Annotated in this window: 15 protein-coding genes; 2 read left to right on the top strand and 13 right to left on the bottom strand. The window is 68.3% G+C overall.

Translation table 11 applies throughout. The features are described 5' to 3' along the window. Positions 1 to 17: 17 nt before the first annotated feature. The 10 genes from asnB to ACKTTN_RS07220 form a co-directional block, all read right to left on the bottom strand. Complete coding sequence (gene asnB, locus ACKTTN_RS07265; RefSeq protein WP_407909208.1) at positions 18 to 1724, bottom strand: asparagine synthase B; 1707 nt, start codon at positions 1722 to 1724, stop codon at positions 18 to 20. Positions 1725 to 1994: 270 nt separating this feature from the next. Beyond that, complete coding sequence (locus ACKTTN_RS07260; protein WP_407909207.1) at positions 1995 to 2366, bottom strand: VOC family protein; 372 nt, start codon at positions 2364 to 2366, stop codon at positions 1995 to 1997. Positions 2367 to 2396: 30 nt separating this feature from the next. Beyond that, the gene (locus ACKTTN_RS07255; protein ID WP_407909206.1) at positions 2397 to 3857 is read right to left on the bottom strand and encodes a UdgX family uracil-DNA binding protein; all 1461 of its coding nucleotides are present in this window, start codon (positions 3855 to 3857) and stop codon (positions 2397 to 2399) included. Further along, positions 3857 to 5089: a putative DNA modification/repair radical SAM protein gene (locus ACKTTN_RS07250; RefSeq protein ID WP_407909205.1), complete on the bottom strand. Its 1233-nt coding sequence runs from the start codon at positions 5087 to 5089 to the stop codon at positions 3857 to 3859. The genes ACKTTN_RS07255 and ACKTTN_RS07250 overlap by 1 nt, the downstream gene beginning before the upstream one ends. 73 nt (positions 5090 to 5162) lie before the next feature. Continuing rightward, entirely contained in the window at positions 5163 to 5870 is a 708-nt protein-coding gene (locus ACKTTN_RS07245; RefSeq protein WP_407909204.1) for a UdgX family uracil-DNA binding protein, read from the bottom strand. Continuing rightward, complete coding sequence (locus tag ACKTTN_RS07240) at positions 5870 to 6715, bottom strand: DUF3298 and DUF4163 domain-containing protein (protein WP_407909203.1); 846 nt, start codon at positions 6713 to 6715, stop codon at positions 5870 to 5872. The genes ACKTTN_RS07245 and ACKTTN_RS07240 overlap by 1 nt, the downstream gene beginning before the upstream one ends. A 72-nt stretch (positions 6716 to 6787) precedes the next feature. Then, positions 6788 to 7501: a pseudouridine synthase gene (locus ACKTTN_RS07235; RefSeq protein WP_407909202.1), complete on the bottom strand. Its 714-nt coding sequence runs from the start codon at positions 7499 to 7501 to the stop codon at positions 6788 to 6790. 63 nt (positions 7502 to 7564) lie between these two features. Further along, complete coding sequence (locus tag ACKTTN_RS07230) at positions 7565 to 7837, bottom strand: GNAT family N-acetyltransferase (protein ID WP_407909201.1); 273 nt, start codon at positions 7835 to 7837, stop codon at positions 7565 to 7567. A 59-nt stretch (positions 7838 to 7896) separates the two neighbouring features. Beyond that, positions 7897 to 8493 carry a rhomboid family intramembrane serine protease gene (locus ACKTTN_RS07225; RefSeq protein ID WP_407909200.1) on the bottom strand — a complete coding sequence of 199 codons (597 nt, stop codon included), beginning with the start codon at positions 8491 to 8493 and terminating at the stop codon, positions 7897 to 7899. Between the two features lie 22 nt (positions 8494 to 8515). Further along, positions 8516 to 9148: a glutathione S-transferase family protein gene (locus tag ACKTTN_RS07220; protein ID WP_407909199.1), complete on the bottom strand. Its 633-nt coding sequence runs from the start codon at positions 9146 to 9148 to the stop codon at positions 8516 to 8518. A gap of 53 nt (positions 9149 to 9201) precedes the next feature. On the opposite strand from ACKTTN_RS07220, the gene ACKTTN_RS07215 reads away from it, so the two are divergent. Continuing rightward, on the top strand, positions 9202 to 10995 hold the full coding sequence (locus ACKTTN_RS07215) for a M14 family zinc carboxypeptidase (protein WP_407909198.1): 1794 nt from the start codon (positions 9202 to 9204) through the stop codon (positions 10993 to 10995). 48 nt (positions 10996 to 11043) lie between these two features. Continuing rightward, positions 11044 to 12042: an MliC family protein gene (locus tag ACKTTN_RS07210; protein WP_407909197.1), complete on the top strand. Its 999-nt coding sequence runs from the start codon at positions 11044 to 11046 to the stop codon at positions 12040 to 12042. Here ACKTTN_RS07210 and ACKTTN_RS07205 read toward each other — a convergent pair whose 3' ends face one another. The 3 genes from ACKTTN_RS07205 to ACKTTN_RS07195 all read right to left on the bottom strand — a co-directional run bounded on the left by ACKTTN_RS07205 (position 12043) and on the right by ACKTTN_RS07195 (position 14151). Continuing rightward, on the bottom strand, positions 12043 to 12792 hold the full coding sequence (locus ACKTTN_RS07205; RefSeq protein ID WP_407909196.1) for a DUF72 domain-containing protein: 750 nt from the start codon (positions 12790 to 12792) through the stop codon (positions 12043 to 12045). It lies immediately after the preceding gene. A 31-nt stretch (positions 12793 to 12823) separates the two neighbouring features. Next, positions 12824 to 13375 carry an RNA 2',3'-cyclic phosphodiesterase gene (gene thpR, locus ACKTTN_RS07200; RefSeq protein WP_407909195.1) on the bottom strand — a complete coding sequence of 184 codons (552 nt, stop codon included), beginning with the start codon at positions 13373 to 13375 and terminating at the stop codon, positions 12824 to 12826. Positions 13376 to 13521: 146 nt separating this feature from the next. After that, a complete protein-coding gene (locus ACKTTN_RS07195) occupies positions 13522 to 14151 on the bottom strand; it encodes an alpha-ketoglutarate-dependent dioxygenase AlkB family protein (RefSeq protein WP_407909194.1) in 630 nt (209 codons plus the stop codon). Between the last annotated feature and the right edge of the window lie 12 nt (positions 14152 to 14163).

Here is a 14163-nt window from a genome sequence, read left to right as displayed (position 1 = left end):
GGGCTGCCGACCTTGAGTCATGCAGGCGTGACGCGCGTCTCGCCCGCGGGTGCCAGTGCCGCTTCGTGCACACCCGCCACTGCCCGACCGGACGGATCGGCCGCCGCGGCGAACGCCGCGTCCCACGCGATGGCCGTCGGCGTCGAGCACGCGATCGACTTGCCGCCCGGCACGGTGCGCGCGCAGGCCTCGCCCGGATACCAGCGCTCGAACAGCGTCCGATAGAGGTAGGCCTCCTTGGTTTGCGGCGGGTTGATCGGGTAGCGGAACTCGGCGGTTGCGAGCGCCGCATCGGTGACTTCGCGCTCGGCATGCGCCTTCAGCGAATCGATCCAGCCGTAGCCGACGCCGTCGCTGAACTGCTCCTTCTGCCGCCACAGGATGGAATCGGGCAGCCAGCCTTCGAACGCTTCGCGCAGCACGGCTTTTTCGATGCGGCCGCCACCGGCCATCTTCGCGGTCGCGTCCATGCGCATCGCGACGTCGAGGAATTCGGTGTCGAGGAAGGGCACGCGCGCCTCGACGCCCCAAGCCATCATCGACTTGTTCGCGCGCAGGCAGTCGAACTGGTGCAGGCCTTCGAGCTTGCGCACGGTTTCCTCGTGGAACTCGCGTGCGTTCGGGGCTTTGTGGAAGTACAGGTAGCCACCGAAGATCTCGTCGCTGCCCTCGCCGGACAGCACCATCTTGATGCCCATGGCGCGGATGCGCCGCGCGAGCAGGAACATCGGTGTCGACGCGCGGATAGTTGTTACGTCGTAGGTCTCGATGTGGCGGATGACTTCCGGCAATGCGTCGATGCCCTCCTCCACCGTATAGGTGAAGCCGTGATGCACCGTGCCGATCGCGTCGGCGGCGATCTGTGCAGCGGCAAGGTCGGGCGAGCCGTCCAGCCCGATCGCGAACGAATGCAGGCGCGGCCACCAGGCCTCGCTCTGGTCGTTGTCCTCGATGCGGCGGCGCGCGTAACGCGCGGCGACCGCGGCCACCAGCGACGAATCCAGCCCGCCCGACAACAGCACGCCGTACGGCACGTCGCTCATCAGCTGGCGATGCACCGCGCGTTCGAACGCCTCGCGCAACTCCGCGAGCGGCACCTGCACGCCTTCGGTCGTTTCGAATCGGCGCCATTCGCGAACGTGGTAGCGACGCAGCTGCCCTGTCGCGCTGTCGTACCAGTGGCCGGGCGGGAACGGGCCGACATCCGGACAGTTGCGCGCGATCGCCTTCATCTCCGAGGCCACCCATACGCGCCCGTCGGCGTCGTGTCCCCAATAGAGCGGACACACGCCGATGGGATCACGGGCGATGACGAAGCGGCGTTGCGCGCTGTCCCACAGCGCGAACGCGAAGATGCCGTTGAGTCGATCGAGCCACGCGCCGACATCGGTGTCGCTCGCATACAGCGCGCTGATCGGTTCGCAGTCCGAGCCGGTGGTGAACGGATAGTCCGGGAACGTCGCACGCAACTCGCCGTGGTTGTAGATCTCGCCATTCACCGCGAGCACGACGCGGCCGTCCTTCGACACGATCGGTTGCGCGCCGCCAACCGGATCGACGATGGCGAGCCGCTCGTGCACCAGCAGCGCGGCGTCCTCGGCGTGTACGCCGCTCCAGTCGGGGCCGCGATGGCGTTGACGGGCCGACATGGCGAGCGCGAGCGGCCGGAGCACGCGCAGGTCGGCGTCGGGACGGAGATCGAATGCGGCAAGGATGGAGCACATGACGGGAGCCTTTTTTTCGTGGGGGATGAAAACGAAGAAGCCCGCACTTCTCAGTGCGGGCTTCGGAATCGATCAGCGTGTAGTGCGCGCGCTAATCGCCGGCCCGCGGGCTGGCGTTATTGCGATTGTTATTGTTGACGCACGCGTCGACGCGCCCGAAGCGGGCTGCGTTCATGGCGAGGGCGGGCATCGGGGACATGGCTCGATCCTGCCCGCGATCGCGGGCGCCCACAACCCGCTTTCCCGACCGTTCGTCCGAACGCGCGGGCGTCACTTGAGCGAGTGCAGCCCGAACATGTTGCCTTCTGTGTCGACCGCGAGCGCGATGAACCCATAGGGCCCGATCGACATCTTGGGCTTGTGGATGCGCCCGCCCGCCGCTTCCACGCGCGACGCCTCGACCGCGCAGTCGTCGCTGCGGAAGTAGACGATCGTCGACGCACCGCCGGCTTTCAGCCCTTCGTAGCGCACCAGCGCGCCGCCTGCACCTGGCGCGTCCGGCGACGCCATGAACGCCCACATCTCGATGTCGGGCGACGGAAGTTGCTCCAGCGTTCGCGCCAGCACCGTTTCGTAGAAGCGCCTGGCGCGCGCCATGTCGTCGACGTAGATCTCGAACCAGTTGACGGGATTGGACGACATGACGGGCTCCGTTCCGACGAAGGCCCGATGCTAGTCCGTCGCCGCGCCGACCGGCGTGTATCGGGCCGCCCGTCCGTCGACGAACCCGTCCATCACGGCACGAACGCGCGCGAGATCCTCGACCAGGCCGCGGTAGGCGTCGTTCTGCGCATCCAGCGGCTGTCGCAGGACCCACGACGGGTGCACCGTCGCCAGCACCGCTGTTCCGTCGCCCATCGGCTGCCATCGTCCGCGCTCGCGCATCAGCGAAAAGCTGCGACCGAGCATCGCCGTGGCGGCGGTCGCGCCTAAGCAGATGATGCGTTCGGGGCGCAGCAGCGACAGTTCGCGATCGAGCCAGCCGCGACATGCCGCCTGCTCCGCCGCGTTCGCGCGTTGATGGATGCGCCGCTTGCCGCGCATCTGGAACTTGAAGTGCTTCACCGCATTGGTGACATAGACCGACGCACGATCGAGCCCCGCGTCCACCATCGCGCGATCGAACAGTCGACCGGCCGGCCCGGTGAACGGTCGTCCCGACAGATCCTCCTCATCGCCCGGCTGTTCGCCGATGACGACGATGCGCGCGTCGCGGGGACCTTCGCCAGGCACGGCTTGCGTCGCAGGCTGCCACAGCGGGCAGGCTCGGCAGTCGCGCAGCGCGTGGCGAACAGCGTCGAGGTCATCGAGCGGCACCGGCGTCGCGAATACCGGTGCAGGCACGTGGCGTCGCGCGGGTTCGGGAGCGCGCTCGACCATTTCGCCGACACGTCTCGACGCATCGCGCATCAGCGTCGGCAGGTCGCGCGCTTCCGGCAGATGCTTCCAGAACCGCACCGGCATTTCCGCGCGCATCGCACGCGGGTTCAGTCGCGCGGGATTGAAGATGCTGGCGTAGTAGCGACGCCACAGCGCTTCGCCCGCGTCGTCGTTCGGTACGTCGCTGCGCTGCCCCCCGTCGCCGAGCGCGAGTGCCTCGCCGTTCCACACGGCACTGCGATACGGCGTCAATATCGCCCAGCGCATGCCGGCGAAGCGACGTGCGAAGAACGGTGCGACGAGATCGACGACGTGATGATCAGGTTCGTACCACGCGACGAAGGCGTTGGGTTCGCCCGGAACCTCGCGGAAACGGACGAAGGCCTTCATCTTGTGCGCGTCGCGATGCACCGCTTTCTGCAACTGCATGGCGCGGCGTACATCGACGTCGGCGTCGTGTTCGAGCAGGGACGGTTCGCCGTTCGACACACGCCACAGCAAGCGATATGCGAGCGCGTGGCGCTGCGGATCACGATGGGCCAGCACGGACTGCGCGAGGCGCATGAACGCGCCGGGCACGGCGGGCGCATCGCGCACCAATTCGGCCTCGGTGAGGTCGAGCCCACCGAGCAGCCCGGTCCCGTCGCAATTCCATTCGATCGACTCGGGCTCGATCCCCGCGCGCAGCGCGACACGCGCCTGCCCGCGCCACGCGTCCAGATCCCACGCCGGGTCGACCACCGCGCGCCACATCAGAACAGCGCCGATTGCACGGGCGGCGGCGCGAGACGGGCGCGCACGCGGTCCGGGCGTTCGAGTTCGCCGCGGGGGTGGTGATCCAGCGTCTGCACGAACGGCAGCACCTTGCGGAGGCTAACGCCGAGCCGCGCGAGGTCGTCCAGCCGCAGGCGTGCGAAACGACGCGACGACACCACGCGCTTCACCGTCTTCGTGCCGAATCCTGGCACGCGCAACAGCATTTCCTTCGGCGCGATGTTGACGTCTACGGGAAAACGATCCGGATGGCGCAATGCCCAGGCGAGCTTGGGATCCACATCGAGGTCGAGCATGCCGGCAGCGGCGTCGCGCGGCGCGATCTCGTCGACTTCGAAGCCGTATAAGCGCATCAACCAGTCGGCTTGGTAGAGCCGATGCTCGCGCACAAGAGGCGGCGACTTCAGCGGCAGCGCGACCGATGCATCCGGAATCGGACTGAAAGCCGAGTAGTAGACGCGACGCAGGCGGTAGTTGCCGTAGAGATTGGCGCTGGTGTCGAGGATGCTCCGATCGTCCGCGCCATCGGCGCCGACGATCATCTGCGTGCTCTGCCCGGCCGGCGCGAACACCGGCGCACGCGTCGCCTTCGCGCGCTCTTCCTTCGATTCCTCGATGCGCCAGCGCAACTGGCCCATGGCACCGCGGATGCTGGAGGCGGTCTTCTCCGGCGCGAGCGTGGACAGCCCGGTTTCCGTCGGCAGTTCGATGTTGATGCTGAGGCGATCGGCGTGTCGTCCCGCGGCCGCGAGCAGTTCCGGCGACGCCTCCGGGATCGTCTTCAGATGGATGTAGCCTCCGAACGCATGGTCCTCGCGCAGTGATCGCGCCACTTCGACGAGCTGTTCCATCGTGTAGTCGGCGTTGCGGATGATGCCGCTGGATAGAAACAGGCCCTCGATGTAGTTGCGGCGGTAGAAATCGAGCGTGAGGCGCACGACCTCATCGGTGGCGAACCGCGCGCGCCGCACGTTGCTGCTGCGGCGGTTCACGCAATACGCGCAGTCATAGACGCAGAAGTTCGTGAGCAGGATTTTCAGCAGCGACACGCAGCGGCCATCCGGCGTGTAGGAATGGCAGATACCCATGCCGCCGGTGCTGCCGATGCCGCCCGTGCCGATGGAATCCCGCGTCTTGCCGCCGCTGGATGCGCAGGACGCATCGTATTTCGCGGCGTCGGCGAGGATCGCGAGCTTGTCGATCGTGTTCATGGCCGGCTCCGGCGAAGTCGCAGCCATCGTCGACGCGCGGCGTCTCGACCTGTGAGACGCGCCGCGCCCCGCCTCAGTGAAGTTCGTTCATCTCGCTGAGCAACGCGAGGTCTGTCCGGAACGCGCGGAAGGCCGCTTCCCGGTCCGCATCGCTGCGCTGGCGGAGCACCCACGAGGGATGCATCGTCGCGAACGCCCGGCGGCCGTCCGGCAGTGACTGCCACTGGCCATGCTGTTTCATCAGCGCGAACTTTGATCCGAATACCGCTTTCGCGGCGATCGCGCCGAGGCAGACGATCACCTCGGCTTTCACCGCCTTGAGTTCGCGCTCGAGCCAGATGTGGCAGGCCTTCTGTTCGGCGGGATTCGGCTGCTTGTGGATGCGGCGCTTCCCGCGCGGCTCGAACTTGAAATGCTTGACGGTGTTGGTGACATACATCGTCCTGCGGTCGAGGCCCAGCTCCTCGATCGCGCGGTCGAACAGCTGCCCGGCCGGTCCGACGAAGGGCTCGCCCGCGATGTCCTCGTTGTCGCCGGGCTGTTCGCCGATGACGAAGATCCGCGCCCGTGGCGAACCTGCACCGAACACGGTCTGCGTTGCGGGCCGCCACAGGTCGCAGCGCTTGCAGGCGGCCGCCGCCTCGCGAAGCGCACGCAGGCTGGTGCCGGACGGCTCGGGAGCGGTGCCTTCGGGCACGTCGGGGAAGCGTTCGTCGCGGCGTCGCGCGGCCGGTGCACGTACGCGCGCGATCGGCGTGTGCGTCGACGCGCGTGGCGCCATCAGCCGGTCGCCTCGAACAGTGGCCGGTAGGCCGGCGCGATGTCCTGCGCGAACTCGGACACCGGCAACTCCACCGTGTGCATGCCTTCCGAATACGGGCCGACCTGGTACGGCGGAAACACGAAGCGCAGTGCGGTGATCTTGCCGGCGTGGTCGAGCACCGGCTCGAACACGGCGAAGTCATCGGGTTTCGGTTCGGTGCCGCCTTCGATCATGGCCGACGCCGACTTCAGCATCGCCGCGCGCTCGCGCGGCTCGACCTTGTCGGCGTCGAGGCGTTGTTCGAGTTCGGTGTGCAGTTGCGCACGCACGTCGGTGGCGATGTGCTGCCAGCTCTGCGCCTGCGGGAAGAGGTCGGCCGCCGTCAGCATGCGGTTGTGCGCCGGCAGCCAGACCCAGCGCTGGATCATCGGCACGCCGTGTGCGCCGCCGGTATAGGCACTACCGTCGACCGCCAGCACCACCATCTCGGGCGATTCGTGCTTGAGCTGGAATTCGAGTGACAGCTCGTACGGACCCGCGGCGGTGTCCGGCGGCCGCTGCTTGGCCGCGTCCAGCACCTGCTGGCGAGCCAGTGCCGCATAACGCTGCGCTTCCGCGGCCAGCCCCGGGTATTTCGCCAACCCGCGCGGATAGCTGATGCCGATGACGTGGGTCGCCGTGGTGTCCAGCACGTCCTTGAGGCCGGCCTGCGCATTGGTGGCATTCGCGGACGCACTCGCCGACCCCGGCGCGCGGGTTCGGGACGCGGCGTCGGGTTTCTGGCAGGCGGCGAGCAACAGGCAGGCAACCGCAGGCGCGGCCAGCACGAGCACGCGGCGGGGAACCGTCGAAGGGGATGTCATGCAGCGTCGGGAATTTGAACGGGGCGTCGACACGAAATTAATGGGTCGCGTGTGACGCCCGCATCGACGCGTTTACCAGTCGGTGCGCCCCGGCAGCAGCGCGCGCAGCTCGGCGTCGGTCAGATTGCGCCAGCTGCCGATCTTCAGGTGCCCCAGCTTGACCGCGCCGATGCGCACGCGCACCAGCGTCTTGACGCGATATTTGAAGTGCGCGGCCATCAGGCGGATCTGCCGATTGAGCCCCTGCACCAGCACGATGCGGAAGCCGAAGCGGCCCAGCTTTCCCGTGCGGCATGGCAGCGTCATCTGCCCGTGCACCGGCACGCCGCGCGCCATCGCGCGCAGGAATTCGTCGGTAACCGGGTTGTTCACCGCCACCAGGTATTCCTTCTCGAGCTTGTTCTCGGCGCGCAGGATCTCGTTGACGATGTCGCCGTTGCTGGTCAGCAGGATCAGGCCTTCCGAATCCTTGTCGAGCCGGCCGATCGGGAAGATGCGCTGCTGGTGGCCGACGAACTCGACGATGTTGCCGGGCACCGAGCTTTCCGTCGTGCAGGTGATGCCGACGGGCTTGTTCAGCGCGATGTAGACGTGGCGACGCTTGTTCGGTGCGGCCTTGCGCACGGCGAGCTTCTGGCCGTCGACCAGCACCTCGTCGCCCTCGCCCACCTCCGCGCCGACGCGCGCGCGCAGCCCGTTGACGGTGACGCGGCCTTCCGCGATCAGGCCGTCCGCCTCGCGGCGCGAGCAGAAGCCGGTGTCGCTGATGTGCTTGTTGAGGCGCATGGGAAGGTCGGGCGGGCGTGGGGCGCGGATGCTGTCACAACCGCGCTCGGCGTGCAGCAGCGGTCAGGCCGCGAGCACGTCCGCGTAGTCGGGATGGCGCTGCGCCCAGAGCGCGGCGTAGCTGCACAGCGGCCGTACGCGCAGGCCGTTGGCGCGGGCGTAGTCGAACGCGGCCTGCACGAGGTGCCCGGCGATGCCGCGCCCACCGATCGCCGACGGCACGCCGGTGTGGGTGATGCCGAGCACGCCGTGCTCGAGCCGGTAGGTCACTTCGGCCTCGTGGCCGTCGACGAGGACGACGAAGCGTTCGGCGTCGGGCTGGTGCTGCACGTCCATGGTGGGCTCCTGGAAGAAACGACGAGCAGACACCGGCCGCGATGCAGGGCCGGTGAGCGTCACAGATGGGGCGAGGCGATCCGTATGACGAAGTTCTGCCACACCGCGTGATCCATCAGCAGCATGAACAGCACGCCGTAAATGGCGCCGGACAGGTGCGCATTGTGGTTCACGCCGTCCGTGCCGTTGCGGTCGGCCCAGAACGACCACGCGAGATACCCCGCGCCGTACAGGATGCCCGGCACGGGAATGGGGACGAAGATCGTCATCCACGGGTCGAGCAGGATCGCCGCGAACAGCATGGCCGCGACCGCACCGGATGCGCCCAGGCTGCGATAGCGGCTGTCGTCGCGATGGCGCAGGTAGCTGGGCAGGATCGCGACGATCACCGCGGACACGTAGAAGAAGACGAACGTGACCCGCCCCGCCAGCGCGACGACCACGCGCTCCGTCGTCATGCCGAAGAAGAACAGCGTGAGCATGTTGAAGAACAGGTGCGACAGGTCCGCGTGCACGAAACCGTGCGTGAGCAGGCGTTCGACCTGGCCTTTGCGCACCGCCGGCGGCCACAGCAGCAGGCGCTCGGCGATTCGATGGTTCTTGAACGCGACCCACGAGACGATCGCGGTCACGGCGATGATGATGAGAGTCAGCATGCGGCGGTCGGTTGCGTAAGGATCAGGCCCACTCGGTGAGGCCTTCGCGTTGATAGAGCGTGGCGAACGACGGGCGCGCCTTCATGCGCATCGCGAGTGCCCCGAGGTGCGGCCAGCGGTCGCCCGGCCTGGGCATTCCGCGTGACCAGCGCAGCAGCATCGTCAAGTAGAAGTCGGCGACGCAGGGCTGGCCGCCGAGCAGGTACGGGCCGTTCTTGGCGAGGTGGTCGTCGAGGCGCTGCCAGGCGGCTTCGATGCGCGGAATGACGTGCTCGCGCGCGAGTTCGGCATTCGCCTCGCCCGCGACTTCGTGCGGATACCACCAGATGCGGAACAACGGCTGCACCGCGTTGGCGAGATGGAACATCCACTGGTTGTAGCTGGCGCGCTCGGGCGCATCGAACGGCGGCGCGAAACGGCCGACGGCGTAGCGATCGCCGAGCGTCATCGCGATCGCCGCGGCCTCGAACATCGGCCGGCCTTCGTCGACGTAGGTCGGCACCACGCCATTGGGGTTGAGCGCGAGGTAGTCGGGACTCTTCTGCTCACCGGCCGCGGTGTCGACCTTGCGCAGCTCCACGTCGAGCGCGAGCTCGATGAGCAGCCAGTGGACGACCATGCTCGCGGCGCCGGGCGCGTAGTACAGGCTGCGCATCGGGATCCTCCGGACGGAACGGCCCGGCATGATCGCACGGGCGGGCAGGTACGATGCGGGCACCTTCCCGACGTCCACCGCCGATGAACCGCACGCCCCTGCTGGCCGCCCTGCTCGCCGTCGCCCTGCCCGCCCTCGCGCAGGATGCGCTTACCACGGTGTCCGAGCGCAGTGGCTTCGTGCGCACCGGTCGCTACGACGAGGTCATCGCCCTGTGCGACGCGTTCGCCGCGAAGTACCCGGCCGCCGTGCGCTGCGAAACCTTCGGCACCACGCCGGAAGGCCGGCCGATGAAGGTGCTGGTCGCCTCGACGTCCGGCGCACTGACGCCCGAAGCCGCGCGCGAACGCGGCTTGCCGGTCACGCTGATGCAGGGCGGCATCCACGCCGGTGAGATCGACGGCAAGGACGCGGGCTTCCTCGCCCTGCGCGAGCTGCTCGACGGAAAGATCGCCAAGGGTGCGCTGGCGAAGCAGGTCTTCGTGTTCGTCCCGGTGTTCAATGTCGACGGCCACGAGCGCTTCAAGGCGTGGAACCGTCCGAACCAGCGCGGCCCGGAGGAAATGGGCTGGCGCGCCACCGCGCAGAACCTCAACCTCAATCGCGACTACATGAAGGCCGACGCGCCGGAAATGCGCGCGATGCTCGCGCTGATCGAGCGTTGGGACCCGGTCGCCTATGTCGACCTGCACGTCACCGACGGCGCGAAGTTCCAGCACGACGTCGCGGTACAGGTCGAACCGGTGAACTCGGGCGACGTCGCATTGCGCACGGCGGGCCGCGCGCTGCGTACCGGCACGATCGCGCGCATGACGAAGAAGGGCGCGATCCCGCTTCCGTTCTATCCATCGTTCGTGAAGGGTGACGATCCGTCGTCGGGCTTCGAGGACGGCGTGTCGACGCCACGTTTCTCGCTCGGCTACATGCAGCTTCGCAACCGCATGGCGATGCTGGTGGAAACGCATTCGTGGCGCCCGTACGCGTATCGCGTGCGCACCACGCACGACGCGATCGTCGCCGTCCTGGAGGAAGTCGCGGCCAACGGCGTCGCGTGGCAGCGCATGGAACGCGAGGCCGATGCGCGCGCGACCAAGCTTGCCGGCATGCCGGTCGCGCTCGATTACAAGGCGACCGATGCCGTCCGCACCATCGATTTCAAGGGCTACGCCTACACACGCACGATGTCGGATGTGTCCGGCGCGCTGATGACACGCTACGACGAATCGAAGCCGCAGGTCTGGCACATCCCGCTGCACGACGTCGTGGTGCCGCGCATCAGCGCCGACGCACCTCGCGCGGGCTATGTCGTGCCGGCCGCGTGGGTCGACATGGTCAAGCCGACACTCGACGCGCACGGCATCCGCTACCAGCGCATCGATGCGCCACTGCAGAACGTCGCCGCGCAGGCATGGCGTGCGGACACGATCACGTTCTCGTCCGATTCCTTCGAAGGCCATCAGCGCCTGGACGCAAAGGGCGCGTGGGCTGCCTCGACGCCGTCACTGGTTGCCGGCGCGTTGTTCGTGCCGATCGCGCAACCCAAGGCGCGCCTGGTGATGGGCCTGCTCGAACCGCAGGCGCCCGATGCGATCGCGGCATGGGGCCGCACCAATGCCGCATTCGAGCGCAAGGAATACATGGAGGACTACGTTGCCGAGGAAGAAGCCGAGAAGATGCTCGCTGCCGACCCCGCGCTGCGCGCCGAGTTCGACAAGCGCGTGCACGACGACCCGGCGTTCGCGAAAAATCCGGACCAGCGCCTGGACTTCTTCTACCGCCGCCACAGCGCATGGGACGACCGCTACGGCGTCTACCCGGTGCTGCGCGTCGATCGCGACCCGCGCTGACACGGCGTCCATGGCGTCTCGGCGATGCTGCGCGCCTGGAGGTGCCCGATGAATCCACGAAACCTGTTCGTTGTCGCAGCGGCCGGCGCGCTTTTGACCGGCTGTCCATTCGCGCATTCGCCCGAGGCGGCGTCGAACAACGCCGCCGCACCGTCCGCGGCTGTCGTGCGCGGCAACGCGACGTATGTCGAACGCGTCAAGATGCCGCCGGGCGCGTCGCTGCACGTCGAGCTGACCGACGCGGCCTCGCAGGCGGTGCTCGCATCCAAGACGCTGGGCGACGTGGCTGGGCCGCCCTATCCATTCGAACTGCACGTTCCATCGACGGCGCATCCGGCGGGCTACGCGTTGCGCGCTACGCTGTCCGGCGCCGATGGCCAACGCTGGTTCGAAACCCCGGCGCCCGTCGGCGTCACACCCGGCGGCGCGGCGGTCGAGTTGCGCATGCGCCGCGTGGTCGCCGAACAGCCGACGCCGGCAGTGGCGGCGACTGGGGCGGTCGCACATTGGGAGTGCGGCGATCTCGGCGTGATGTCGCGTTTCGACGACGCGCCCCGGCAGGTGCGACTGTCGTACAACGGCGCGTCGCTCGCGTTGCCGATCACGCGTTCGGCGTCCGGCGCGCGCTACGCCGACGCGCGCGGCAACGAGTTCTGGACCAAGGGCGCGACGGGCACGCTCGCGCTCGCCGGCGAGCCGCCGCGCGATTGCGTGCAGGCATTGCAGGTGTCGCCGTGGAACCAGGCGGTGCTGGCTGGCGCAACATTCCGCGCAATCGGCAACGAGCCCGGCTGGTCGGCCGAAATCACCGGCACGCCGCCACGCCTCGAAGCCCAGCTCGACTACGGGCAGACGCGCGTCGTCGCACCGTTGCAGGTGACGGCCAACGGGTACACGGGTGCGGACGCATCGGGTAACGCGGTGCACGTCACCGTGCGCAAGGAGCGCTGCCGCGATGGCATGAGCGGGCAGGCATTCGAAGCGAGCGTGACACTCGATGTCGCGGGTACGACCTACCACGGCTGCGGCGCCAACCTGCAGGACTGATCACACCGGCATCGCCTCGCCTTTCAACATCGCATCGAGCCGCATCGCGTCGAGCGTTGCGTGACCGAGCGCCGTGTTGTCCATCACCACCCAGCAATCGAAGCCCGCGCTGCGCGCCTCGGCAATGTCGTCCGCCCACAGCCGCAGGCCATCTTCGCCGTATGCGTCGTAGTAGATGCGCGGCGAACCGTGCAGGCGCCAGTAGCGCAACTCGCCGGCGCCACCGGGTTGCGCGGCGTCCGCAAGTCGTGCCGGATCGGCCGCGACGCGCGACACCGTGAAACGCCTCCAGAATGCGTCGACCTCCGGCTCGAACCACGTCGCGTGGCGCGGCTCGCAGACGATCGCGCCGTCGAAGCGTTCACGCAGCGCACCGAAGAACGCACCGGCGATATCCGCGTCGAAGGCCAGGCTGGGCGGCAACTGCACGAGGATCGGGCCGAGCCGGTCGCCCAGGGCGGATACCTGTGCGAGGAATGTTTCGATCGCCGCGACGGGCTCGTGCAGCCGTGAATCGTGCGTAACTGCTCGCGGAAACTTTACGGCGAACCGGAATGCATCGGGCACCGACGCGGCCCACTTCGCATACGTCTTGGGCTGGTGCGGTCGATAGAACGACGAATTGATCTCGACCATGTCGAAGCGGCGCGCATAGCGCTGCAAGTGCGTGCCATCGCCGGGAAAGAAGTCCGCGTGCGCGCCCGAGATGCTCCAGCCGGCGCATCCGATGTGCAGGTCTGTCATCGCCATGCGGCAAGGCTGCACGCCCGGCCGTGAACGTTCAGGCGTCGCGCAGCGCCCAGCGGTCGATCACGTCGTAGCGCCCGTCGTGGCTGTGCACGAGAACGAAGTCGTCGACCGGCCACGGGACGGGCGTGATCTCGACGCCGGGCAGCACGCCGCGCACGTTGCGCAACACGGTGACGTGCGGCGAGAAGCTTTCGTGCGATCGATAGGGGAGCTGTGCGTCGTCGAGGGCGCGGCGCAGTGTCGACCACAGCGCGTCGAGCCCGGAATTTCGCGACGGCGCGACCCATCCGACGCGCGCGCCGGTGAAACCCCCGGCGTGGTCGACGACGAGGTGGAACGCACGCGCCCGCACGGTGGACGCCGCATTGCGCGCACGTTCGACCACGTCGTCCGGCCGCTCGCGCCAGCCGCCGAGGAAATGCAGCGTGAGGTGGTGCTTGCCCGCGGCGGTGCGGCGTCCGGCGTCGCGGAAGATCGGCACGCCGTCGACCGCACGACCGAGTGCTGCGCGCACCTCGTCCGTCGGCCACAACGCGAAGAACAGCCGATGGCCGCCGCCGGTCGTCGCGGGATTGGTGTCCATGCCGGGAGTCTAGGCGCGATCGACTGATCGTCCTGCAACGTGGGTGCGCGCCGCGATTCCGGCGACGACGACCGCCGTCATTGCGCCCTCCAACAGGTCGTCGCCGCGGCCCAGCGACTTCGCCATGGCGCCGACGATCCGACCGATCAGCCCGCCGGCCGATAGCCGCGCAGCAGGTCACCACCCGGTTGGCGCACGCGGAACGCGAGGCTGATGCGCGGGCCGACCGCATCGCGCGTTTTCGGAATGCCGTGATCATGCGTGGACTGCGACGCGTGGCTCATCACCAGCAGGCTGCCCGGCTCGAGCGGCAGGCGGATGCGGCGTCCGCGCGTGCCCGGCTTCGGCGTGATCACCATTTCGCGCACGTCGCCGAGCGACACGAGCGCGATCGGCTGGCGCGGCATCAGCGCATGCAGGGTGTCGTTATGCGGCGCGACGCTGTCGCGCCCGTCGCGATACAGGTTGATGCCGACCGAGTCGAACGGTGCATCGACCACGCTGCGCACCGCCTCGAGTATTTCGCCGATCGACGACGGCAGATCAGGCGACGCCAGCGGATACGACGCGATCAAGCGCGGCACGTCGACGGTGCGGTCGTACATCTCGCGCTGCAGCGCCCGCCATTCGACGTCGCCACGCAGCGCCTCGAACCAGCGATCCGCCGTCGCCGGGTCGACCAGGCCGGGGCGATAGCGGATGCCGCCGTCGGCGTCGTCGAACAGGACGACGTCCCCGGTGTCGAACAGTGCGGGCTGGCCGGTGCGCGCGGACATGGCGACAGCTTC

Source organism: Lysobacter claricitrinus, assembly GCF_045866565.1.
Taxonomy (GTDB): domain Bacteria; phylum Pseudomonadota; class Gammaproteobacteria; order Xanthomonadales; family Xanthomonadaceae; genus Cognatilysobacter; species Cognatilysobacter claricitrinus.
The sequence above is the reverse complement of the archived record's forward strand: the minus strand, read 5'-3'. Positions and strand labels throughout refer to the sequence as shown.